Consider the following 16,054-nt stretch of genomic DNA (forward strand, 5'->3'; position numbering starts at 1 on the left):
AACCGCTTGCGCAGGCCTGGCGGCTGACGGTTGCCTTACTTGGCGATCATTCCCACACTTGCTGGAGCAAGACCGCAGACAGATAGAGGCCGCATCCGAACACCGCGTGTGTCGCCAGGCTGCGCGCGCGGGCCTTCCGGGGCGAGGGTGCGCGCGCCGCCGCCAGGCCCAGGCCCATCGCGGGCTGCATCACGAAAAATGGGATGACAACGGTCGCCACGCCCACGGCCAGGGCAGGCAGCCACGTCGGGTTGCGTAACCATGCCTCGCCCTGGACGCAGGCCAGCAGCGCGGCGAACACTATGCCCACCGTGTAGTGGATCGCCCAGCCCAGCGGCACCTCGCCTGCGATCGGCTCGGCCCGGCCGATATTGGCATGCGCGAACTTGCCCCGGCGCAGGTGCCCAGCCCATCTCCCGACCAGCCCGTAGTTCAGCGTGGGTATGCCCAAGCCTTTCTGGACCAGGCCCCACAGGTCCATCACGGCGGTCGCCCCGGCCCCGATCAGGATGATTCTTGCCGTTGCTTCCATCGATACCATTTCCTGTCCTTTGATTGATGAGTCCATCGTTCGCAGGCATGATAGAAGTTCAAGTCAACTTTAAGTCAACGGGTCAAGAAGGAGACGCGGCATGGATATTTCGGAAGTCGCGCGGCGCACGGGCTTGCCGGCCTCGACGCTGCGTTTCTATGAAAGCAAAGGCTTGATCAAGGCGGTCAGCGCCGCCGGCGAGCGCCGGCGATTTGCGCCCGGGGTGCTAGATCAATTGGCCCTGATCGCGCTGGGGCAGGCCGGCGGTCTGTCGCTGGACGAGATCCAGGCCATGCTCTCGCCGGAGGGAGCATTGCGGGTCGACCGAAAACTGTTGTTGGCCAAGGCCGACAGCATAGACGCGACCGTCAAGCGCTTGCGGGCGATGAGCCAGGGCTTGCGCCACGCCGCGGAGTGCCCCGCGGCAAACCACGCACAATGCCCGACTTTCCAGCGGCTGCTGAAGGCGGCCGCAGGCAGGGTGAAACAGAGCAGGGCGGCCGGGTCGAAACAAAAAAACGCCATCCGTCCTGAACAGGAGGGATGGCGCCAAGGTTAGCGGCTGGCCCGCGGACACCGGCGCATCCACGGGGCAGACACTGGCTCTCGGAGAGCTTTACTTACCGGCGGGCGCACCCTTGCTCATGCTCATCAGGCGCTGCTTGAGCTGGGGGTCCTGCTGCACGGCCTGGCCGATGCCGTTGAATTCCTCGACGCTCAAGCCGTCGGCCTGCACCAGCTTCACCATCTTGGCGTCGGCTTCTTCCACGACCTTTTGCTTGGCCTCGTCGGTCTTGGCGGCGTCGACCTTGGGGCGGTATTCGTCGACAACGCCGGAAATCTTCTGCGATGCCGAGGCAAAGCGCTGCAATTGCTGATCGGTCGGCTGGATCGCGGGCGGGGGCGCCATACGTTGCTGAGCCTGCGGCTGGCCCTGACTGGCCTGTTGCGCAAGGGCGGGGGCACCGGACAGCGCCGTCGCCAGCAGGGCGGCGGACAGGAATGCGTAAGTGGAACGCTGCATGAAACCTCCTTGTTCCGGTTGAATGTCGGACCATGATGCCGAGCCGGGAGGCGCGGGGGCAAGTTTCGCGATGTGTTTTCCTGTGTCGGCAGGCCACGGGATGCGGGCGCGCCCTGGGAGGGCGCGCCCGGGGGCGCGGCGGAAACGTTTTGCGCGATTTCGTAGTCGCTGCTGGCCGCGATGTTTCTTTAATTTTTTGCGGGACGGGTTCTAGACGGCCAGCATGCTCAGCATCACCAGCGCAAGCAGCAGCACGTAGACGCGAGCGTGCAGGCGATCCGGAATTCGCGGGATCAGCGGCGCGGCCAGCCGGATGCCCGCCAGCGATCCCAGCGCAAGCGCCGCGAACGCCAGCAGGTCTACATAGCCCACGATCCACGGCGCCAGCGGGGAGGGCAGGCTGGCCGCCGCTGCCATGTAGGCCAGCGTGCCCACCAGCGCCACGGGCAGGGTCAGCGGATTGGCCATTGCCGCGGCCTTGGCCATGGGCAGGCCGCGGCGCCGCAGCAGGGGGACGGTCATGACGCTGCCGCCTACGCCGAGAAAGGTCGCGACCGCACCAATGATCACGCCTCCCCCCACGAGGACGCCGCGGTCCAGCGGGCGGGGGCGTTCGTCCTGCTGCGCCATGAAGCCTTGGCGCAGCAGGCAATCCAGGATGGTCACGGCCAGATAGGCAATGAATGCGTAGCGCATCAGGTCGCCGCTTGCGCGAGTGGCGGCGAGCGCGCCCAGCGCCGCGCCTGCGGCGATAAAGCCGGCCAGGGGCCAGACATAGGCGCGCAGAATGTTGCCGGCGCGCTGGTGCTTACGCGTTGCCGCCACCGAATTCACGATCATGACGCAGGTGGATGTGGCCACCGCGATATGCATGGCCGCCGAGCCGATGGCATCCTGCGCGCCATGCGCGGCCGTCAGCACCGCATACAGCACGGGCACTACCACGAAGCCGCCGCCGAAGCCGAACAGCACCGTGGTCACGCCGCTCAAACAGCCGAACAGGGCCAGAACCAGATAAAGCATGCCTGCATCCTCATAAGGAAAGAGGGAAAGCAGCCACGATACGGCCGCCGGGTGTGGCCCGCTTTCGAGGATGGGACAATAATGTTTGAATTTCGGCCAATCGGCACGTTGCCACGGTAGCAGCCCGCGATGCGCAATACTCATATCGACCACTACGATCACCTGGACCGCGCCGTCGTCGCCATCGGCAACGACTATCCTCCCGGCCGGCTGCTGCCCGCCCATGCGCACCGTCGCGCGCAATTGCTGTATGGGGCGACCGGCGTCATGCACGTGGTCACGCGAGACGGCAACTGGGTGGTGCCGCCGCAGCGGGCGGTGTGGATTCCGGCAGGCGTGGCGCACCAGGTCCGCATGCTGGGCGTCAGCACGCGCAGCGCCTACATCGAGCCGGGCGCGGCGCGCGCGGACCGGCAAGCCTGCGAGGTGATCGAGGTGTCGCCGCTCTTGCGGCAGCTGTTGCTCGACGCCGTGGACATGCCCGCCGCCTACGATCCGGCGGGGCGCGACGGCGCGCTGGCCGCCCTGTTGCTGCACGAGGTCGAGCGCGCGCCAGTACTGCCCCTGCACATCCCGCTGCCCCGCGACAAGCGCCTGGCGCCCTTATGCAAGGCCTTCATTGCGGCGCCGGATGCACGCGCCGCGCCGCAAGCCTGGGCAGAGCGGCTGCACATGAGTCCGCGCACGTTCAGCCGCCATTTCCGCCAGCAGACCGGCATGGCGTTCTCGGAATGGCGCCAGCGAGCCTGCGTGGTGCTGGCCCTGTCACGCCTGGCCTCTGGTGACTCGGTGACTTCCATCGCGCTGGATTTCGGCTACCTGAGCCCGGCGGCGTTCTCCACGATGTTCCGGCGGGTGCTGGGGCGCCCGCCCACGGAGTATCTGCGCGAGGCTTAAGGGCGCTTGGTACTATGCCGGCTCCCGCGGCAGCCCCTCCGGGCAGCCGGGTTACGCCATTCCATGACTACTACGCAACCGCCGCTATCCATAGGCATCGCCGGCGCCGGCAGCGCAGGCCTGGCCGCCGCGCTGGCGCTGGCGCAAGCCGGCCATCAGGTGCGCGTCTTCGAAAAGCACCCGGAATTCACCACGCTCGGCGCTGGCCTGCTGTTGCAGCCGCCCGGCGTGCGCGCGCTCAAGTCGCTGGGAGTCGACGTCGCGGCGTTGAATGTGGGCGCGCCGATCGACCGCCTGCTGGGCCTGTCGCACCGCGGCTGGCGGGTCGTGGACATCGACTACGTCGGCGACGGCGCGCGGGCGGCGACGCGGGCGGCGCTGGGCGGGGTGCTGTTCGAGGCCGCCCGGCGGGCGGGGGCGGAATTCTCATTCGGCTGTCCTGTGACCACGCTGGAGACTCGCGAGGGCAAGGCGCTCGTGACGCATGGCGCGGGCGCGGCCCGGGCCGAATCCAGTTTCGATGTGTTCGTGGTGGCCGATGGCGCCGCTTCCGCGCTGCGCGAGCAGGTCGGGCTGGCGGCGAGTTCACGCGTCTATGCATGGGGCGCGTTGTGGGGCCAGTTCTGGGCGCCAGGCTGGAGCGGCGCGACGCAGCTGTTGCAGCGTTTTCGCGGCACCCGCGAAATGATGGGCTTGCTGCCTACCGAGATCGGTCCTCAGGGTGTGCGCCTGTCACTGTTCTGGAGCATCCGGCATGACGCTTTGCCGGCCTGGCGTGCGGCGCCCATAGGCGCCTGGAAGGACCGCATGCTGTCCCTGTGGCCCGAGGCCGCGCCCGTCGTGGACCAGATCTCGCGGCATGACGACCTGGCGGTGGCCACCTACCGCCACACCTGGCCGCGCGGATTGGCGTCGGGCCCATATTGCGCCGTGGGCGACGCAGGCCACGCGATGAGCCCTCAGCTGGGTTTGGGTACCACGCTGGCGGTGCTGGACGCGCTGGCGTTGGCGCGCGCCCTGGGGCAGCACGGCGCCGACAGGGGGCCGGCCCGCTACGCCCGCAGCCGGCTCATGCCTTCGCGCCTGTACCAGACCCTGAGCCGCGGCTTGACGCCTTGCTTCCAGGCGTCGGGGCCGGGGTTGTGGCGCGATCTGATGTTTGGCGGGGCGTTGCTCGTGCCAGGTATGAAAGCGCTGATGAAGCGCGGCCTGCTGGCCATGCCGCAGCCGAAAGGATCTGGCCGCGGCTGACTCCGGGCATGGCGGTGTTCAGGCTGCGTACCAGAGCACCGCGAAGAAGTGGCATACCGTGCCGGCAAGCACGAACAAATGCCAGATGAAATGGCTGTAGCGCCAGCGGTTGTCGAGGATGAAAAACGCGACGCCGCCGGTATAGGCGAGCCCCCCTGCCACCAGCCACCACAAACCGCCCGTGGGCACGCGTTCGATCAGGGGATTGACTGCGATGATGACCAGCCAGCCCATCGCAAGGTACAGCCCTGTGGAAATGGCCGGGCGATTAAGTCGCTTGCTGGCCTTCAGCCCCACGCCCAGCAACGCCATGCCCCACACCAGGCCGAACAAGGTCCAGCCCCAGGGCCCGCGCAAGGCTCCCAGGGCAAAGGGCGTGTAGGTACCCGCGATCAGCAGATAGATGGCGGAATGGTCCAGGACGTTGAAGAGCTGCTTTGCGCGGCTCTTGGGCAGCGCATGGTAGATGGTTGACGCGAGATACAGCAGGCACATGGTCGCGGCGAAGACCGCGGCGCCCGCAATGAAGGCGGCGTCGCCCTGGCGCACGGCGGCCAGGATCAGGATGGGGGCGGAGGCCAGGGCGCCTGCGGCGCCGAGGCCGTGGCTGATGGCGTTGGCGATTTCCTCGCCCAGGGTCTGGGGTCTGTCGTTGGGAAACATGAATGCGTCTTGGTTGGATCAGGTCTACACCTTAGGCGCTTTGGCGCGGCGGCTCAAGCGGGCAGGCCGGCCTGCCGAGTGCGTCGCGCTGCCCGTTTGATCTACGGCAACCAGGCTGCAGGGTCAGGAGAAATAAAGCGCTGTCTATAAGTTACGGTGTGATACATTCAGCGCGCAAGCAAACGCAGGTGAACAGGCCCTATCCATGGCGCGCAGTTTTACCAATTTGTTTTTCAAGGCCGCGAAAAAGATCGGCAAATTGCAGCGCGCCGCAATGCGCATGGCGGTTCCCAAGCCCACCAAAAAGCGTGGCGCGCCCAAGCGCAGGACGGCCAAGTCCGCCGCAGCGCCCGCCACCCGGAGCGCCGCCGCACCCGCGCTTGGAACAGGCCGCTGGGAAGCGTCGAGGCAGTTTTCCGACGGTCACGGGCGCCGGCTCACTTTTGCGCGCTATACGCCCGCGGGCGCGCAACGCTCCGGCATGCCGTTGGTGGTGATGCTGCATGGCTGCCGGCAGACCTCCTTGTCCTTCGCCCGCGGTTCGCGCATGAACCAATGGGCAGACGCGGGTGGCTTCATGGTGCTGTATCCGCAGCAATCAATGGCCCGCCAGGTGCAGCGCTGCTGGCGTTGGTTCCAGCCAGATGACGCGCATGGTGGCGCGGAAGCCGATCTGATCGCCGCGCTGATCCGCGCGGAGTGCGCCAAACACGCATTGGACCCCGAACGCGTGTATATCGCGGGCCTGTCCGCCGGAGCCGGCATGGCCGCGCTGGTGGCCTTGCGGCATCCGCGCCTGATCGCCGCCGTGGCCATGCATTCCGGTCCGGTGGCGGGAGATGCCCACAGCGCCACCGGCGGTATCGGCACGATGCGGCGCGGCGCGCTCAAGCCGCTGCTGCCGCTGCTGGAAAAAGTCGCGGACCCGGCGGTGTTCCGGCTGGGCATGCCTGCCATGATCCTGCAAGGGCAACTCGATCCGACGGTGGCGCCGCGCAATGCCAGGCAATTGTTCGAACAATTCCGCGCCGTGAACGATCTGCCGCCCGACAGCGTGCCGGTCGAACGCGTGCTGGGATTGGGCACCGACAAATCCTACCGCCGCGTGGATATGCTGCGCGGCAGCCGGACGGTGTTGCGCTTGTGTGAGATCACGCTCGTGGAGCACGCCTGGAGTGGTGGCGACGCCTCGGTGCGTTACCACGCGCGCAGCGGCCCCGACGCCTCGGCGCTGATCTGGCGCTTCTTCAAGGGGCAGCGGCGCCTGGCTCGCGAGCCGGCGGAATAGGCCCGGGCGCGCGCTGCCGGGACATGCAGGCCCGCAACCCGGTCACGGCAGGGCAGTAAGATCAGCGTATCCTGGCGCGCCGGCGCGTCCTGCGCCGGCCGCCTTGTTCCTGTCCGGAGTTCCTGCCATGCCACTTTCCATGTACCAGGCCAGCGTGCCTGCCTTCGTCCGCGGCCTGAAGGTGCTGGCCGCGCTGCTGCAAAAGGCCGCCGACCACGCCGCGGCCGCCGGAATGGATCCGGCCGAACTGATCAACGCCAGGTTGGCGCCGGACATGTATCCGCTCAGCGGCCAGGTCCAGCGCGCCAGCGACGCTTCCAAGTTCGCCGTGCAGCGCCTCTCGCGCGTGGAGGCTCCCAAATTCCCTGACGAGGAATCCACCTTCGAGCAATTGCAACAGCGCATCGCCGCCACCATCGCCTATCTGCAAGAGGTGGCGGCGGACAAGTTGGACGGGGCCGAGGGCCGCAAGGTCTCGCTTGCCTTCGGCGACTTCAAGCAGGAATTCCGCGGCGACGACTATCTGCTGACGTTTGCGCTGCCGAACTTCTACTTCCACGTCACGACGGCATACGCCATTCTGCGCCATGCGGGCGTGAAGATCGGCAAGCTGGATTTCCTGGGGCCCTACCCGCAACCCGCCGCATAGCGTTCTTTTCCCGCTTCCGCGGGCAGGGACGTTAGCCCTGTTTCCTGGACGGGTCGCCGCAGCCTTCCATCGGGCCCATCTTCGCCATGTTCTGCTGGATTTCCTCCGGCGTCAGGTCGAACTTGTGGGTGGCGATGGACCAGCGGTGCCCGCAAGGATCCACGACCTGGCCGTAGCGGTCGCCCCAGAACATGTCCGCCACGGGCATCGTCACCTGGGCGCCTGCCGCCACTGCCTGCTTCATGGCGGCATCCACGTCGTTCACGTAAAGATGCAAGGTGACGGGCGTGCCCTTGAGCGCCTTGGGACCGAGGCTGCCCCATTCAGGGAAGTCGTCCATCAGCATCATGACCGAGTCGCCGATGCGGATGGCGGCATGCATGATCTTGCCGTTGGGGCCCGGCAACCGGGCCAGCTCCTCGGCATTGAAGGCCTTTTTATAGAAATCGATGGCTTGCGCCGCGCCTTCGCACACAATGTGCGGGGTAAGCGTGTGCATGCCTTCGGGGATGGGTTTGCTTGCGGGGTTTGCCATGCGTGTCTCCAGAATATCCAGCTTGCAGAGGGCGGGAAGGATTCCCGGTCGCCTCAGTTACCTACCAGCGTGGTGAAGCCGCCCCAGCACATGCGCTTGAAGTCAAACACCCCTTCGCAGCAGCTCTCGGCCAGGCGCGGATCCGACATGACCTTGGCGTTGATCTGGTCCCGGTCCGCCTTGCTGGCGTAGGTGATCCAGGCGAACACCACGGTCTCCCCCTCGCGCGCCCCGGCGGCCGCGCTGAATGAACTGAAACCTTCTTTGTCGATGTCGTCGGCGACGCATTCGCGGTAGTCCAGCGCGCCGTACTCCAGCCAGACCGCCTGCGCTTGTTGCGCCATCTTCCGGTACGTTTCGAGGTTGGCCTTGGGCACGGCCAGAAGGTAACCGTCTATGTACTTTTCCATCAGTGACTCCTTTGATCCACGTTGTTCTGTTTCCCGCCCGGGACTCCCGCAAGCCGCCCCTGGCGCGGTCCGGATCTCATTCCGGCAAGTGTCACTGTATCGGGATCGGCGGCGATCTCAGATAGGCGATTGCGACAATCTTGAGGGTGGATTGCGACAGCTGGCAGGCGTATGCTCTGCAGGATGAAAAACGTCGCGTTCCTCTTGCCCCTGGGGGCGAATATCGCCTCGCTGGAAACCGCCCGGCATGGCTTTCTGGTCGCCAACGAGTACCTGGCCGCGCACGGGCGCGAACCCCGGTTCACCGTGCGTACGCTCGCCGTAACGCGCGAAGTCCGGCTTGATGACGGCCGCATCACGGTGCAGGCCGACATGGTGCTCGCCGATGCCCACGACATCGATATCTGCATCGCGCCGCCATTGCTGGGTTCGGTGTCCGACGCGGTGCTGTCCAACCGCGAACTGATCGAATGGTTGTCCCGGCATCACCGCGAGGGCGGCGAAGTCGCCAGTTTGTGCATGGGCGCCGCGCTGTTGGCGGCGGGCGGCGTCCTGGACGGCCAGCAGGCGGTGGTCCATTGGGTGGCGCAAAACCTATACGCCAGCCTGTTTCCCAGCGTGCAATGGGTCAGCGATCGCATCGTCATGGCGGACAACGGCATCTACACCAGCGGAGGCGCGTTCTCCGCCGCCCACCTCGTGCTGCACCTGATCGAGAAGTACACCGACCGCGACACCGCCATCTGGTGCGCCAAGTATTTTCAGCTCGACTGGAGCCGCCAGAGCCAGTTGCCGTTCTCGGTATTCGTAGGGCAGAAGGCCCATGCCGACGAGGTCGTGCGCGCGGTCCAGGACTACATCGAAGGCCGCTACACGGAAAGGATCACCGTCGAGGAACTGGCGGACCGCCATGCCATGGGGCGCCGCACCCTGGAGCGGCGGTTCCGCCAGGCCACCGGCAACAGCATCGTGGAGTACGTCCAGCGCGTGCGCGTCGAGGCCGCCAAGAAGCGCCTGGAAACCTCGCGCAAGAGCGTGGCGGAAGTCATGTACGAAGTCGGCTACAACGACACCAAGGCCTTTCGCGACATATTCAGCAAGTACTGCGGCATGTCGCCAGTGGGCTACCGCGAGCGCTACCACTTTCAGTAGCGGCCATCAGCCCTGGTGCCGGTACACGCGCGTATCGCGCATGACGAAGCCCGCTGACTCGTACAGATGATGCGCCGACAGCCGGCCCGGGTTAGAGGTCAAATCCAGTGTCTTGGCTTTCAGTTCGCGGCTTTTGGCGATGGCGGCCCGCGTGAGCGCCATGCCGACCTTCAAGCCGCGGGCCTGTTCGTCTACTACCACATCCTCGATCCACGCCCGCATGCCCGTGGGTATGCGAAAGTGCACCAGCGTGAGCGTGCCCACGATGCGCTTGTCGCCGCCCATGGTCGCGATGAACAAATGGTTGCAGGGCGAGCGGATGATTTCGTCCAGCGCCTCGCGCGAGAGCGGCGCGGCGGTCCTGGACAACTGCGGCAGCAGGCGGGCGAACGCCGCAACCAGCGCGTCGCTGGCCTGGGTGGCCTGCACGACTTCGACGTCGTTTCCTGGAGGGGACATCATGGTCTCCCGGGTGGGGGTTACCTGAGTGTTGTAGCCGACACCCTGTCCGGATACCAAGCGGTGAATTTCATTGCTCCTGCAAGCGCCGCCACCGTCACCGCGATGGCGATGGCCTGTGGCAGCTGCGGCTTGTACAACAGCAGCGCGTCGGCCGCCGTCATGCTTGCAAAGGCCAGCGCCCACGCCGCCGTTACTGCATAGTTCATGCGGGCGTAGCGCCGGTTCCGCCAGACGTACTCGGGTTCCTTTTCCCGTGCGTACTCCAGGGCGAACGGCCGGCGCAACGCCAGGGTCAGCAACACCAGGGCCAGCATGCCGGCGTCGACCCGCAGGCGTGCCTGGGCGATGGTCCAGGAGTCGCCGTCCGCCATGGGCGCGTACAGGGTCAGTCCCATGAAGAGCAGCAGCGTGCCTGTCTCCAGGAGTTTGACGCGCCGCTCGGGGCTGAGCCAGTCGCGCAGCACCAGCCCGGCGGATACGAAGGTGCCGGCAGCAAGTCCTTCCAGCACCCCGACGGTTCTTTCTATGATGACAAACATGATGAATGGCGCGAACGCCAACAGGATATTCATCTTGGTTCCCCGGCCTTGAGCGCGCACCCTGCGCGTTTGTCAGCGTCGCCTTGAGAATCAAGACGCGAACTTGTCTATTTACGCCTGTCCGCCAGCGTGCGGCATAACGCGCCGTTCGCCTATCGCCGTGGCGGCGGTGCGCGGATGGACCATTTTTCGGGCGGCGCGGCGCCGTATCGGTCAATCGGTTTGTGTCTGCCGTCCTGGCGGACTAGTGCCGCCGTGAGTAGACTGGCCAATGCATCGTTCATACGATGTACTGCCTCCGAATTCCCTCTGCATCGCCAGGTCGTTTCAACAGCTGTCACAAGCAGGAAGCCGGCGCTTTCGTTCTTTCCAGGGCATCGCGCCGGCCAGGTGTGCGCGTGTATGCGAGACGGGCCCACTTCGCGCGTCCCGTCGAAACTTCGTCCGGGAGAGTTCACATGAGCATCGAGTTACAGATCCAGGCGTCCGTTCTGGGCGTCCTTGCCGTTCGCGCCGTGCAGGCCAGGCTGCGCGCAACTTGTTTCGCACCTGTAGGAGCGGCGTACATCGACCATGCAGACGTGGCAGCGGAGGCGGCGGAAGTGCTTGCCGCCGGCTCCGCCGTGCATCTGCGAATTCCCATTGATGTCTACGTGGCGCCGCGGGCCGCGGTAATGGCCGCGCCCAATGCCGCGCCGGCCGGGGCGTCGACCCCGGCGGGGAGGGTGGGAGTAACTCTGGAGCTGGCCGCGGCCGGCTCCGCCGTTTCCCTGCGCTGCGTCGATGCCGATCTGGGCGCCATGGGCGCAGCCCTGGGGGATGCAGCGGCCCCGGCTAGGGAGGCCATCATCAAGGCGGTCGACTCGCCCGCGGCGGCGGACCTGAGCGCCGCGCTTACCCAGCTGGGCATGCCGTCCCCCAGTTCGGCACGAGTCGAATTGGCCGGCCCTGTCGTCGCCATCCGCTTCGAGCCCGCGGGCAGCGCCCGCAGCCGCCTGTTCGGCGGCCACGAATGGGGATTGTTCCTGGACGGTTCCGCGGTCGAGCGTCTGGCCAGTTCAAGGGTGCCCACCGGGTTGCAGGACCGCGTTCCATCCCTGGCCATCGCCGCGCATTGGCGGCCTGCCGGCGCGGTGCCCCACGTGGACATCGATTACCGTGGCAAGGCGCAGGTGCCCGATCCCTTCGCTGGCGACGTCGACGGCACATTGGGTTGCGATTTTTCGCTGACGCCCACCATTACCAAATTCCTGCGCACTACGGTGCGATGGTCCCTGCACATCAATCTGGGCGACCTGGTGCCGGGCTTCATCGATAACATGGTTGAGGACCGAATCGCCGATGCCATGGATCCCGCCAGGTTCGGCGGCACGCCCGTAGGCAAGCAGGCGTTCTACATAGACAGTCCCTTGCCTGAACTGGCCTTCGGCGGAGCCCGCTGCGTCTATGCCACCGTCATGGCGGCGCCCGAAGGCATGACCCTGGGCGGACCGGTGCGCTTGCCGCTGGATCCGGGCAAGGACACGCTGCAGCCCTCGGTGCACCCTTTCGGCCTCCCATACCGGCTGGACATCTGTTCGATCCTGGCCAGGACCGGCACCGGGGCGCCCCGCAAGACGGTCACGCTGGATGAGGTGAGCACGGGCGGCAGCGTATGGATGGAGGGCTGCGGCGCGTTTTGCGACGTGGAAGTGGTTGCGCCGGGGAGCTGGATCACAACGTACATGTCGCGTCCCCCAAGCGGCACGGTGAACGAGACGCAACAGATAGATGTGACTGTGCCCTCTGCCATCGCGCAGGGTATCAACGAGCCTGTGCGTTTCATCGTGCGCACCGCTCGCGGGGTCCGGCTGATCGATCTGGGAACGCCGCCGGATGTGGAGCTGGACGCCAACGGCCACGTCACCAATGCGCACGTGTCCTACATCGACAACTGCCTGTACATCCCGGAGGGAGAACACGACGCCTACGGTATCAATTGGGGGCGGGGGCACGGTTTGAACCAGAATATGCAGCCGCCGCCCCTGGAAACGCCGGACTGGCAGACCTATCTGGGCAAGGCGAGCGGCTTGGACGTGCAGATCGTGAGCCTGCACGGTTTGGAACCGGGTGAACTGATCCAGTATCGTTCGCGCGATCATGCCGTGGAGGTTGCCGCCGATAGTAGCGGGCGTGCCGTGGTACCGGTATTGCGTCCGCTTTCCGCGCAACAGGAACCAGCCAGCCTCATTCGCGTGAACCGGCGTGGCATCGCCGGACACTTCGAGGTCCAGGCCGCCGTGCTCGCCGGGCAGGCCAGCGTGCCGGCTGCCGGTCCGCACCGGCTCGACACCGCAGCGGGCGGCGGTGCGGTGCTGACCACCCGGTTGCGCGACCAGGTTTCCGTGCATGAAATCGGCCGGCTCAATACCGTTACGCTGCTACGGCGCGAAACGCTCGACATTCCCGGCGCGGCGAGCGCACCGCCAACCCATGCCGCGAGCGCCAATCTTGCCGGCATGGCCGCGCTCAACCCACAACCGTTGCCGCCGGGCGTAGTGGGGTCCCTGGGCCGGCAGCGCCTGTCTCCGGGAGCCGCGGCATCGCTGAATCCGCAGCCGCTGCCTCCGGGGGGTGAAGTGTCGCTGAATCCGCAGCCGCTGCCTCCGGGGGGTGAAGTGTCGCTGAATCCGCAGCCGCTGCCTCCGGGGGGTGAAGTGTCGCTGAATCCGCAGCCGCTGCCTCCGGGGGGTGAAGTGTCGCTGAATCCGCAGCCGCTGCCTCCGGGGGGTGAAGTGTCGCTGAATCCGCAGCCGCTGCCTCCGGGAAGCGAAGTGTCGCTGAATCCGCAGCCGCTGCCTCCGGGCGATCCAGGCCGTGCTTTGCATGCCGCGCTGCCGGGTCTGGTGTCTTTATGGAGGGTCCCGGGATTCGCGGATGCGCCCGTCGCCCTGGCCAGGATGGCCGATGGTTCCACACTGGTGGTGGAACTGCGGTCGCAAGGCGGCGTACGCGTGGCGGGAACGTTTCGCGGGCCGATAGGCGAAATGTCGGGGGCGGGAGACTGGGCATCCGCGCCGGCGGCCGGCGGCGTGGCCCTGTACCGGGTGCGACGCGGTTGAGGGCGTCCGTGGCCCGCGCCGGCATCGCCGCGAATTGATCCGCCAGCCGGCGTCGGCTAAGGTCATGGGCTGAACGGAACTCACTCCGAGGAAACCCATGACATTAGCGCTGCCGTCCACGACTCTCAGCGTGGATCCCGCCTGGATCGACGAGTACGGCCACATGAACGCGGCCCACTACGTAGGCATCTTCGACCGCGTCGGCTTTCAGCTGCTGCGCGAGGTCGGGGTGGGGCTGGACTACACCGAGGCCACGCGTTGCGGCATCTATACGATGAACGTACACGTGGCCTATCTGCGCGAAGTGCTGGCGGGCGATCCGCTGGCGCTGCGCATCCGCCTGCTGGAAGCCGACGACAAGCGGCTGCTTTGCCTGATGGAACTCATGCAGACCCGCGATGGCTACGTGGCGGCCACGATGGAACAGCTTTCCTTGCACGTGGACCTGGATACGCGGCGCGCCAAGCCTTTCCCGCCGGAATTGGCGCAACGGCTGGCGCGCACCGTGGCGGAGCACGCCGCGCAGCCGTTGCCGCAAGGCTATCGGCGGCTGCTGCCGCTGAAGCCGCCGCGCTGAACCATTGGGGGGCTTGGAGGCCTAGCGCGCGACCGCAATCGGCCTGTCGCCCGAGATCGTAGTGCGGTGCATTTCGCGGTCGAAGCCGTCGTAGTCGTTCATTGCCAGATGCTGGGTGCAGCGGTTGTCCCACAGGGCCAGCGAGCCCGGCGCCCAGCGGAAGCGGCAGGTGAATTCCGGCCGCGCCGCATGACGGTAAAGGAACTGCAGCAGAGGCTCGCTTTCTTCCTGCGTCATGCCGTCAAAGCGCAGCGTGTAGGTGCTGTTCACGTACAGCGCCTTGCGGCCTGTGGCCGGATGCACGCGCACCGCCGGGTGGACCACTTCGCTCGCGGCGCGGTCGTCGGTGCGCACGTCCATCTTGTGAGCGGGGTCTCCATTGTTGACCACGGCGCCGCCAGCGCCATAGGAACGGACTGCGCTGTGCACCGCGCCCAAGCCGTCCAGGATCTGCTTGAGGCGGTCGGACAGCGCGTCATAGGCCCGATACATATTGGCCCACATGGTGTCGCCGCCATAAGGCGGAATGACGCGGCCATACAGCGCCGAGCCCAGCGGCGGCTCTTCGGCATAGCTCATGTCCGAATGCCACAGGCCGCCGAACAGGCGCCGGGTGGTTTCCGACTTGCCTTTCATGACGGGCAGGATGGTCGGGTGCCCGTCCAGCGCCCGCACGAACGGCACTTCCAGCAGCTCGCCGAAGCGCGAGCTGAAATCGATGTGCTGCTGCGGGGTCAATTGCTGGTCTCGGAAGAAAACCACCAGGTGTTCGTGCAGCGCGGTGCGTACCTCGTCGAACTGATCGTCCGACAGCGGCCGTGACAGGTCGATGCCGTGGATTTCGGCGCCCAGCGCGCCGGCGATCGGGCGGATTTCCAGATGGCGATACGTGGTCATGCTTGTCTCCTTGCTATTGAAGCTTGATCTGCGCCTTGCTGACCAGCGCGCCCCATTTGTCGGTTTCTGCCGCGATGTAGCGGCCGAAGTCCGCCGGCCCTTCGGCCGAAATGATGCCGCCCATGGCGTTTATCTGTTCGCGCACGTCGGGCATCGCCAACACGGCCAGCAATTCCTGGTTCAGGCGTTCGATGATGGGTTTGGGCGTGGCCGCCGGCGCCAGCACGCCGAACCATCCGGCGATCTCGTAGCCGGGTAGGCCGGCCTCGGCCATGGTCGGCACCTCGGGCAGCTGCGGCGAACGTGCCGTGCTGGTGATCGCCAACGCCCGCAGCTTGCCGGCCTTTACCAGTTGCAGCGCCGAGGGCATGTTGTCGAACATCATGGGCACGTGGCCGGCCACCGTGTCGTTCAGACCGGGCGCGCTGCCGCGATACGGCACATGTGTCAGGCGCACGCCCGCGGACGAGGCGAACAGTTCGCCCGCCAGGTGCAGTGAGGTACCCGCGCCAGGCGTGGCGTAATCCAGCGGTTCCTTGTTTTTCTTCGCGTAGGCGATCAGCTCTTGTACCGAACGGACGGGCAGCGATGGATTCACGACCAGCAGGTTCGGCACGCTCATCAGCATCGTCACCGGCGCCAGGTCGCGCTGCGGCTTGTAGGGCAGGTCCGGATAAAGAGCGGGATTGATGGAGATGGGGCCGATATTGCCCATCACGATGGTGTAGCCGTCGGCGGGCTGCTTGACGGCGAAATCGGTGCCCACGTTGCCGCCGGCTCCGGCCTTGTTCTCGACGATGACGGGCTGGCCCAGCCGTTCTCCCAGCTTGTGGCTGACCAGGCGGGCCAGCATGTCCGTGGATCCGCCCGGCGGGTAGGGCACGATCCATTTGACCGGCTGCGCCGGCCACGTTGCTTGCGCTGCGGCGGATCCCGTACAGAACACGAGACCCGCCGCCAAGGCGAGTGCGATGCGTTTCATTGATATGTCTCCTTCCCTGGCTCGCCGGTCTTGCCGGAAGCATCGTTTATGTGTATTGTTCACCTAGTGATC

The 16,054-nt window shown here is 66.3% G+C and carries 18 protein-coding genes; 8 read left to right on the forward strand and 10 right to left on the reverse strand.

Annotated elements, in window-relative coordinates:
* Positions 1 to 46 precede the first annotated feature (46 nt).
* On the reverse strand, positions 47 to 541 hold the full coding sequence (locus tag VCS63_RS20270) for a DUF2938 domain-containing protein (protein WP_042794332.1): 495 nt from the start codon (positions 539 to 541) through the stop codon (positions 47 to 49).
* A gap of 91 nt (positions 542 to 632) precedes the next feature.
* Here VCS63_RS20270 and VCS63_RS20275 point away from each other — a divergent pair, with 91 nt between their 5' ends.
* Entirely contained in the window at positions 633 to 1,091 is a 459-nt protein-coding gene (locus tag VCS63_RS20275; RefSeq protein WP_063960487.1) for a helix-turn-helix domain-containing protein, read from the forward strand.
* 57 nt (positions 1,092 to 1,148) lie between these two features.
* On the opposite strand, the gene VCS63_RS20280 is transcribed toward VCS63_RS20275, so the two are convergent.
* Positions 1,149 to 1,556 (reverse strand): DUF4168 domain-containing protein, encoded by a 408-nt coding sequence (locus VCS63_RS20280; RefSeq protein ID WP_063641227.1) that lies wholly within the window; start codon positions 1,554 to 1,556, stop codon positions 1,149 to 1,151.
* Between the two features lie 210 nt (positions 1,557 to 1,766).
* Complete coding sequence (locus VCS63_RS20285; RefSeq protein WP_323880860.1) at positions 1,767 to 2,579, reverse strand: sulfite exporter TauE/SafE family protein; 813 nt, start codon at positions 2,577 to 2,579, stop codon at positions 1,767 to 1,769.
* A gap of 129 nt (positions 2,580 to 2,708) precedes the next feature.
* Here VCS63_RS20285 and VCS63_RS20290 point away from each other — a divergent pair, with 129 nt between their 5' ends.
* Both VCS63_RS20290 and VCS63_RS20295 read left to right on the forward strand, forming a co-directional pair.
* Positions 2,709 to 3,476, forward strand: coding sequence for an AraC family transcriptional regulator (locus VCS63_RS20290; RefSeq protein ID WP_042794329.1), 768 nt, complete (start codon positions 2,709 to 2,711; stop codon positions 3,474 to 3,476).
* Positions 3,477 to 3,539: 63 nt separating this feature from the next.
* On the forward strand, positions 3,540 to 4,727 hold the full coding sequence (locus VCS63_RS20295; RefSeq protein ID WP_323880862.1) for an NAD(P)/FAD-dependent oxidoreductase: 1,188 nt from the start codon (positions 3,540 to 3,542) through the stop codon (positions 4,725 to 4,727).
* Positions 4,728 to 4,745: 18 nt separating this feature from the next.
* Here VCS63_RS20295 and trhA read toward each other — a convergent pair whose 3' ends face one another.
* On the reverse strand, positions 4,746 to 5,390 hold the full coding sequence (gene trhA, locus VCS63_RS20300; protein WP_042794327.1) for a PAQR family membrane homeostasis protein TrhA: 645 nt from the start codon (positions 5,388 to 5,390) through the stop codon (positions 4,746 to 4,748).
* 205 nt (positions 5,391 to 5,595) lie between these two features.
* Between trhA and VCS63_RS20305 the strand changes: the two genes are divergently transcribed.
* Both VCS63_RS20305 and VCS63_RS20310 read left to right on the forward strand, forming a co-directional pair.
* Entirely contained in the window at positions 5,596 to 6,678 is a 1,083-nt protein-coding gene (locus tag VCS63_RS20305) for a PHB depolymerase family esterase (protein WP_323880864.1), read from the forward strand.
* A gap of 127 nt (positions 6,679 to 6,805) precedes the next feature.
* Complete coding sequence (locus VCS63_RS20310; protein WP_063641231.1) at positions 6,806 to 7,327, forward strand: DUF1993 domain-containing protein; 522 nt, start codon at positions 6,806 to 6,808, stop codon at positions 7,325 to 7,327.
* A 31-nt stretch (positions 7,328 to 7,358) separates the two neighbouring features.
* On the opposite strand, the gene VCS63_RS20315 is transcribed toward VCS63_RS20310, so the two are convergent.
* Together VCS63_RS20315 and VCS63_RS20320 are read right to left on the reverse strand one after the other, a co-directional pair.
* Positions 7,359 to 7,862, reverse strand: coding sequence for a VOC family protein (locus VCS63_RS20315; protein ID WP_063641232.1), 504 nt, complete (start codon positions 7,860 to 7,862; stop codon positions 7,359 to 7,361).
* 53 nt (positions 7,863 to 7,915) lie between these two features.
* Positions 7,916 to 8,272 (reverse strand): DUF1428 domain-containing protein, encoded by a 357-nt coding sequence (locus VCS63_RS20320; protein WP_164794038.1) that lies wholly within the window; start codon positions 8,270 to 8,272, stop codon positions 7,916 to 7,918.
* A gap of 171 nt (positions 8,273 to 8,443) precedes the next feature.
* Between VCS63_RS20320 and VCS63_RS20325 the strand changes: the two genes are divergently transcribed.
* Positions 8,444 to 9,424, forward strand: a complete 981-nt coding sequence (locus VCS63_RS20325) for a GlxA family transcriptional regulator (RefSeq protein ID WP_042794320.1) — start codon at positions 8,444 to 8,446, stop codon at positions 9,422 to 9,424.
* Positions 9,425 to 9,430: 6 nt separating this feature from the next.
* On the opposite strand, the gene VCS63_RS20330 is transcribed toward VCS63_RS20325, so the two are convergent.
* On the reverse strand, positions 9,431 to 9,883 hold the full coding sequence (locus VCS63_RS20330; RefSeq protein WP_042794319.1) for a GNAT family N-acetyltransferase: 453 nt from the start codon (positions 9,881 to 9,883) through the stop codon (positions 9,431 to 9,433).
* 20 nt (positions 9,884 to 9,903) lie between these two features.
* Positions 9,904 to 10,458: a hypothetical protein gene (locus tag VCS63_RS20335; protein ID WP_042794318.1), complete on the reverse strand. Its 555-nt coding sequence runs from the start codon at positions 10,456 to 10,458 to the stop codon at positions 9,904 to 9,906.
* A 425-nt stretch (positions 10,459 to 10,883) separates the two neighbouring features.
* Between VCS63_RS20335 and VCS63_RS20340 the strand changes: the two genes are divergently transcribed.
* Both VCS63_RS20340 and VCS63_RS20345 read left to right on the forward strand, forming a co-directional pair.
* Positions 10,884 to 13,526, forward strand: coding sequence for a hypothetical protein (locus VCS63_RS20340; protein ID WP_323880867.1), 2,643 nt, complete (start codon positions 10,884 to 10,886; stop codon positions 13,524 to 13,526).
* Between the two features lie 97 nt (positions 13,527 to 13,623).
* Positions 13,624 to 14,103, forward strand: a complete 480-nt coding sequence (locus VCS63_RS20345; RefSeq protein ID WP_042794314.1) for a thioesterase family protein — start codon at positions 13,624 to 13,626, stop codon at positions 14,101 to 14,103.
* A gap of 21 nt (positions 14,104 to 14,124) precedes the next feature.
* Here VCS63_RS20345 and VCS63_RS20350 read toward each other — a convergent pair whose 3' ends face one another.
* Together VCS63_RS20350 and VCS63_RS20355 are read right to left on the reverse strand one after the other, a co-directional pair.
* Positions 14,125 to 15,000: a TauD/TfdA dioxygenase family protein gene (locus VCS63_RS20350; protein ID WP_042794313.1), complete on the reverse strand. Its 876-nt coding sequence runs from the start codon at positions 14,998 to 15,000 to the stop codon at positions 14,125 to 14,127.
* Between the two features lie 13 nt (positions 15,001 to 15,013).
* Positions 15,014 to 15,982: a Bug family tripartite tricarboxylate transporter substrate binding protein gene (locus VCS63_RS20355; protein ID WP_063641236.1), complete on the reverse strand. Its 969-nt coding sequence runs from the start codon at positions 15,980 to 15,982 to the stop codon at positions 15,014 to 15,016.
* Between the last annotated feature and the right edge of the window lie 72 nt (positions 15,983 to 16,054).

The organism is Achromobacter sp. D10, from assembly GCF_035282245.1.
Taxonomy (GTDB): domain Bacteria; phylum Pseudomonadota; class Gammaproteobacteria; order Burkholderiales; family Burkholderiaceae_B; genus Achromobacter; species Achromobacter insolitus.

Coding starts and splice junctions, on each gene's coding strand:
- VCS63_RS20340 (WP_323880867.1), top strand. CDS start 10,884: ATGAGCATCGAGTTACAGATCCAGGCGTCCGTTCTGGGCGTCCTTGCC.
- trhA (WP_042794327.1), bottom strand. CDS start 5,390: ATGTTTCCCAACGACAGACCCCAGACCCTGGGCGAGGAAATCGCCAAC.
- VCS63_RS20295 (WP_323880862.1), top strand. CDS start 3,540: ATGACTACTACGCAACCGCCGCTATCCATAGGCATCGCCGGCGCCGGC.
- VCS63_RS20330 (WP_042794319.1), bottom strand. CDS start 9,883: ATGTCCCCTCCAGGAAACGACGTCGAAGTCGTGCAGGCCACCCAGGCC.
- VCS63_RS20350 (WP_042794313.1), bottom strand. CDS start 15,000: ATGACCACGTATCGCCATCTGGAAATCCGCCCGATCGCCGGCGCGCTG.
- VCS63_RS20305 (WP_323880864.1), top strand. CDS start 5,596: ATGGCGCGCAGTTTTACCAATTTGTTTTTCAAGGCCGCGAAAAAGATC.
- VCS63_RS20325 (WP_042794320.1), top strand. CDS start 8,444: ATGCTCTGCAGGATGAAAAACGTCGCGTTCCTCTTGCCCCTGGGGGCG.
- VCS63_RS20320 (WP_164794038.1), bottom strand. CDS start 8,272: ATGGAAAAGTACATAGACGGTTACCTTCTGGCCGTGCCCAAGGCCAAC.
- VCS63_RS20355 (WP_063641236.1), bottom strand. CDS start 15,982: ATGAAACGCATCGCACTCGCCTTGGCGGCGGGTCTCGTGTTCTGTACG.
- VCS63_RS20315 (WP_063641232.1), bottom strand. CDS start 7,862: ATGGCAAACCCCGCAAGCAAACCCATCCCCGAAGGCATGCACACGCTT.
- VCS63_RS20285 (WP_323880860.1), bottom strand. CDS start 2,579: ATGCTTTATCTGGTTCTGGCCCTGTTCGGCTGTTTGAGCGGCGTGACC.
- VCS63_RS20275 (WP_063960487.1), top strand. CDS start 633: ATGGATATTTCGGAAGTCGCGCGGCGCACGGGCTTGCCGGCCTCGACG.
- VCS63_RS20345 (WP_042794314.1), top strand. CDS start 13,624: ATGACATTAGCGCTGCCGTCCACGACTCTCAGCGTGGATCCCGCCTGG.
- VCS63_RS20335 (WP_042794318.1), bottom strand. CDS start 10,458: ATGAATATCCTGTTGGCGTTCGCGCCATTCATCATGTTTGTCATCATA.
- VCS63_RS20270 (WP_042794332.1), bottom strand. CDS start 541: ATGGTATCGATGGAAGCAACGGCAAGAATCATCCTGATCGGGGCCGGG.
- VCS63_RS20290 (WP_042794329.1), top strand. CDS start 2,709: ATGCGCAATACTCATATCGACCACTACGATCACCTGGACCGCGCCGTC.
- VCS63_RS20310 (WP_063641231.1), top strand. CDS start 6,806: ATGCCACTTTCCATGTACCAGGCCAGCGTGCCTGCCTTCGTCCGCGGC.
- VCS63_RS20280 (WP_063641227.1), bottom strand. CDS start 1,556: ATGCAGCGTTCCACTTACGCATTCCTGTCCGCCGCCCTGCTGGCGACG.